The sequence below is a fragment of the Bradyrhizobium sp. genome, from assembly GCF_016462955.1.
Classification (GTDB): domain Bacteria; phylum Pseudomonadota; class Alphaproteobacteria; order Rhizobiales; family Xanthobacteraceae; genus Bradyrhizobium.
In genome coordinates this window covers 5345-8496 of record NZ_JAEMSD010000302.1, presented here as the reverse complement: position 1 = coordinate 8496, position 3152 = coordinate 5345, and the positions used below count along the sequence as shown (strand labels likewise).

3 protein-coding genes and 1 pseudogene are annotated in these 3152 nt (G+C 64.7%); all 4 read right to left on the bottom strand.

Translation table 11 applies throughout. From position 1 onward, the window contains the following. Positions 1-41: 41 nt before the first annotated feature. On the bottom strand, positions 42-1250 hold the full coding sequence (locus tag JHD07_RS25710; protein WP_291627153.1) for an MFS transporter: 1209 nt from the start codon (positions 1248-1250) through the stop codon (positions 42-44). Positions 1251-1380: 130 nt separating this feature from the next. Then, positions 1381-1563: a hypothetical protein gene (locus tag JHD07_RS25705; protein ID WP_291627151.1), complete on the bottom strand. Its 183-nt coding sequence runs from the start codon at positions 1561-1563 to the stop codon at positions 1381-1383. Positions 1564-1634: 71 nt separating this feature from the next. Then, positions 1635-2672, bottom strand: a complete 1038-nt coding sequence (locus JHD07_RS25700; protein ID WP_291627149.1) for an MBL fold metallo-hydrolase — start codon at positions 2670-2672, stop codon at positions 1635-1637. Between the two features lie 272 nt (positions 2673-2944). Further along, a pseudogene (locus JHD07_RS25695) lies at positions 2945-3152 on the bottom strand (hypothetical protein); the annotation flags it as partial.

Genomic DNA, 3152 nt, shown 5'->3' with positions numbered 1-3152 from the left:
ACCCTCCCCCTCCAAGGGAGGGTAAGCGGCCGCCGCGCCACTCAATTTGCTTTCGCCGGACGCCGCTCCGTGAACGGCGACAGCACCACCGTCGCCAGCATGAAGATCACCGACGCGCCGAACACCCAATGCGGCGCGCTCTGGTCCATGATCCAGCCGAACAGCAGGGGTGAGACGATGCCGCCGAGGTTGAAGCCGGTGGAGACGATGCCGAAGGCACGGCCCGCAGCGCCGGCCGGCGCCGCATTGCGCACCAGCATGTCGCGTGAGGGCGCGATCACGCCGGAGAGGAAGCCGGCGGTCGCCATGGTGGCGGTCAACGCCCAGCCCGGCAGCGTCACCAGCGCGATCAGCAGCACGATTGCTGCGTTGACTGCGAAGCAGGCGGCCGCGACATAGCCGTGACGCTCGGTGTGGTCGGCGAGGAAGCCGCCGGCGAGCACGCCCGCGGCGCTGGCGCCGAGGAACGCGGTCAGTGCGACATTGGCGATCGAATAGGAAATGCCGTATCCGCTCATCAGCGCCACGATGCCGAAATTGTTGATCCCGGCGACCGACAGGCTGAGCAGCATGAACAGCGCAGTCAGCGTGATCAGGGCCGGCGTGATCACCGCCTGCTTCGGCGCGTGCTCGCCACCGGGCTTCGTCTTGTGCGCGCCGGCCTCGGGAATGCCCATCACGATCAGCAGCAACGCCACCAGGATCGCAACCGCGCCCGATGCGATCAGCGCGCCGACACCGCCGGACAGGGTGACCAGCGCGGCGATGATCGCCGGCGTCACCGCGCCGCCGAGATAGCCGGCAAAGGTGTGCACCGAGAAGGCGCGGCCCATCCGCGCCTCGTCCATGTGCTCGGCCAGGATCGCATAATCGGCGGGATGATAGACGCTGTTGGCAAGGCCCAGCAGCACCGCGCAGGCGATCAGCGAGGCGTAGCTGAGATGCAGGCCGAGCAGGATAAGCGCGCAGCCGCCGAGCGTCAGCCCCATCAGGAGGATTTTGCGCGCGCCGAAATGGTCGACGAGATAGCCGGTCGGCGCCTGCGTCAGGCCCGAGACGACCGCGAGCGTGGTCAGCGAGAAGCCGAGCTCGATATAGCCGACGCCGAGCTTCTCCTTCAGGAACGGGAACAGCATCGGCAGCACCAGCAGATGGAAATGGCTGACCCAATGCGCGATCGAGATTCCCGTCAGCGTGCGCAGCGCGCTGTCCGCCTTGCCTTGCTGCGGTGCGGCGAGAACGTCGACCATGGCAGTTCCGTTTCACTCCCGAATGGAGGCGCAAACTATCGGGGAGAGCGGTTATTTGTCCATGAACGCAGGCGCATGGCAGCTAGCGAGGGCGAGGGACGACAGCAAAGGGTGTAGCGCAGGCTGCCACTTAAAGCGGATCGTCATCCGGCCCGTAGCGGTCGCGCTTGGGCGTTGCCATATCACCGTCCTCATAGTCCTCGTCATCGAGGGGCGGCGGTGGCACCTGCGCCTCGTTGTCTGTCCGCTTCTTCTCAGCGGTCTTGTCGTCAACGAATCTGGGCGGCTCGCTCAGCTTGCCGATCTTGGCCATGATTTTCCCGGATGGTGATGCTGCATCCGCTCCTACCCGGTACATATGTGCAGATCCCGACCCATCGCAAGTCAATGCAGCACGGGCCCGCCCGCCTTCTTCCAGGCATCGATGCCGCCGGCGATATGGGCGGTGTTGAGAAGTCCCGCGTCCTTTGCCGCCGCCACGGCCATCGCCGAGCGTTCGCCGAAGGCGCAGAAGAACACGACGCGCCGCCCCGTAGCCGCCACGACCTCGCGCAGCATGCCGCCGGGCTTGAGGCTCTCCTCGACGGAAGGGTAGGGCGTGTGCAGCGCGCCTTCGAGCATGCCGTGCTTCATCCGCTCGTTGGTCTCGCGCAAGTCCACCAGCAGGATGTCGGGCCGGCCGAGGCTGCGAATCGCCTCGATCGCGCTGAGCGCGCGGCCTTCCTTCTCCAAAGTCTCCTGATGCAGGCCGACATGCATGTTGGCCGGGATTGCCACATCCATCATCTTCGGATTGGGCAGCTTCAGGTTCGCCATCAGCTCGATATATTCGTCGACAGAACGCACTTGGAGCCGCGGATTGTAGCGCCTCTCCTCGCCGATGGTGGAGACCGTGTCGCCCTTGTAGTCGTGGGCCGGGAACACCATCGTCTCGTCCGGCAGTTTCAGGAGGCGGTTGAAGATCGAATCGTATTGCGCGCGCGCCGAGCCGTTCTGGAAATCGGTGCGGCCGGTGCCGCGGATCAACAGCGTGTCGCCGGTGAAGACGCGGTCGCCCATCAGATAGGAATAGGAATCGTCGGTGTGGCCCGGCGTGTACATCACGTCGAGCGACATGCCTTCGATCGTCACCTTGTCGCCGTCGGCGACGCGCATGGCGACGACGTCGGCCTTGGTCTGGTCGCCCATCACGGTCATGCAATGGGTGCGGTCGCGCAGCTCACCGAGGCCGGTGACGTGGTCGGCATGCAGATGCGTGTCGACGGCTTTCACCAGCTTGAGGTCGAGCTCGCGCAGCAATTGGCAGTAGCGATCGACCTTCTCCAGCACGGGGTCGAGGATCAGCGCCTCGCCACCGGCGCGGCTCGCAAGCAGATAGCTATAGGTGCCCGAAACGCTGTCGAAGAGCTGGCGGAAGATCATGGCAGAAAGCCCGGCAGTGGAACTGATTTCGAGGATTCTACTCCAATATGGGCCAGAAGGAGAAGTAATTTACTGTGTCTACAATGAAATTTAGAAGATTCTTATTGCGGGCGCGGCCGCCCACCCACCACTGTCATCGCCCGGCTTGACCGGGCGATCCAGTATCCACAGACGTTCGTGTAATACGGAGGGGCCGCGGCGTACTGGATTCCCCGCCTCCGCGGGGAATGACACCTGGTGTGGCGGCGGAGTATCATAACTCGGGATGCCGCCTACGGCCGCACCAACGTGTAGCCGTTCTCTGTCAGGAACAGGATCTGCCCGACGCCCACCTGCACCGGCGTGGCCGCTTCGATGAACTCCGGCCGTTTGCCTGTCTCCCGCGCGATCGTATCGACGGTGTTGAGGCAGATGTCGAAGCGCACGCCCTGCGCGACCAGGCTCTCGCGCCGGTCACGCTCTTGCCGCGCCTGCTTCAGC